The 2063-nt window shown below is 57.4% G+C and carries 1 protein-coding gene; it reads right to left on the bottom strand.

Features of this window, described 5'->3' with window-relative positions; all coding sequences use genetic code 11:
• Positions 1–2022, bottom strand: a 2022-nt coding sequence (locus tag ACMUOV_RS08795; RefSeq protein WP_413854785.1) for a fibronectin type III domain-containing protein, incomplete at its 3' end; no start/stop codon positions are given.
• Positions 2023–2063 lie beyond the last annotated feature (41 nt).

The raw sequence follows: 2063 nt of genomic DNA, 5'->3' as shown, positions 1-2063 counted from the left end.
GCTGACAAGCTCGTTGTTCTCCATCCAAGCCACGAAGGTGTGGCAGGTGGCGGGCACAGCGGTGAGAGTCACCTCGGTGCCTTCAGCAACGGGCTGGCCAAGAGCCACGTTGGCGGTCACTGAACCCATGGTGGGATCAGCGCTGCTGGCGTTAATAGTGTCGTAGATAGTACCGGGCAACAGCTCCTCGAAGTTGGCAACAACGTCGACGTTGGCCTCAACAGCGAAGGTGTAGGTCAGCTGGTTGTCGACCTCTTCGTTGTCGATGGTCCAGTTCACGAAGCGGTAGCCTTCAGCGGCTGTGGCGGTGAGGGTAACCTCGGTGCCAGCAGCAAGTTCGGTGAGGGTCTCGGGTTCGCTGGTAACAGTACCGGCATTCTCGGGGTTCACGCTGACGGTGACGTCGAAGTTAGTGAACAGCGGGGTGACGGCAAAGCGTACGCGGTTCTTCACGTCCATCGTGGTACCGCTATAGTTGCTCGGATCGGTGGGATCGTAGTTGGTGTTGTCGCTGTAGACGCGCAGAGCCTGCTCGCTTGTGGTGTTGAATACACGGCCGGCAAAACCACTGCTCCAACTTCCGGTGTTGTCATCAACGGCAAGGATTACGTTGCTCTGACCGTCGTAGGCAAACGGAGTGGCGAAAGTAATGGTGTTCCACTGGCCTGCGGTGAAGGTCACTTCGCCGCTATAGACGAGGTTGGCCTCGGTGACGGGCTCCCAGTCGTAGTTGTCGGCAAACGCAGTCTTGGTGGTGTTCACCATGTAGACATCGATGTTGCGAGTCTTGGTCGATCCACCGTTGTAGATATCAACGCTGAGGATGTTGGCGGCGGCGCCAATTTCTTCAGCAGTGTATATCTGTTGCGTCAGGCTGTAGTTGTAGTAAGTGTAGGTGGGCAGGTAGCTGTTGGTGGTGGTACCTTCGCCGATGCAGACCATGCCTTCGGGGCAGATCTCCGGAGTGGTGAAGCTCACCTGCGGAGCGGTCTTGGCGGTATCGTTGTCATCGCAGACGGCATACACCTTAACGGTGTACTGGGTCTCGGGGTTGAGGCCGGTCAGCGTGTAGGGGCTGGCGATATTCTCGTCAGTGATAAACACGTTGTTGACCATCACGGCGAAGTTGGGAGCATCGCTAACCCAAGTGAGGACGACACTGTTGCCGGTGTTGGTTGAGTCAACAACCGTCAGGTTCGTCACGGGGTAGCAACTCGGGGGAGTCATGAATCTGGCAGTGGCTGCATAAGGTGTGGTGTCGTTGCCACAGATTGCATACACAGCAACAGAGTACCAAGTCTCGGACTCGAGGCCAGTCAGCGTGTAGGGGCTGGCGATATTCTCGTCAGTAATATACTCGTTGTTGACCACCATTGCGAAGGCGGAAGCCTCGCTCTCCCAAGAGATGACGATGCTGTGGGCAGTGGTGTCAGAGAGCGTCAGGGTCGCCACGGGCAAGCAGCTGGGCTTGGTGGCGAAGGTCATAGTAACGGGGTGAGCGGTGTCATCCTCGCTGCAGACGGCATACACCGTGATAGTGTAGGTGGTATCGGCCACGAGGTCGCTCAGCGTGTAGCTGGTCTCGGTGTAAGCATCGTTCAGCACGCTGTCGCCCATCATCACGATGAAACTGGCGGCTTCGCCGGGGTTCTGCCAGGAGATTACAGCGCTGTTGTCTGTGATGGTCGAATCGGCGGCCGTCAGCTGGGCAACAGGCAAGCAGGTGGGCAGAGTGGTGAAGGTGACGTTCTCAGCAAAGTAGGAAGTGTCATTTCCGTCGCAGACGGCGTAGACAGACAGTGTGTAAGTGTGCTCGGGCTGCAGGCCGCTGACGGTGGCGACATGGTCGCCGCTGATAGTAACGGGCAGCACATCTTCATAGATCTTCACGGCAACGGCAGATGCATCGCCATACCAGGTGATGTCTGCTGTGGTGGCGGCGGGCTCGACGTGTACGCTGTCAACATCCGGGCAGGTGATAACGAGCGGATAGCCGAAACGTACGCGGTTCTTCACGTTCATTACTGTACCAGTGTAGCTGCTCGGTGAGGCGGGATCGTAGT

The organism is Candidatus Ruminimicrobium bovinum, from assembly GCF_902760015.1.
GTDB lineage: Bacteria > Elusimicrobiota > Endomicrobiia > Endomicrobiales > Endomicrobiaceae > Ruminimicrobium > Ruminimicrobium bovinum.
This window is presented reverse-complemented; position numbering and strand designations above follow the sequence as displayed.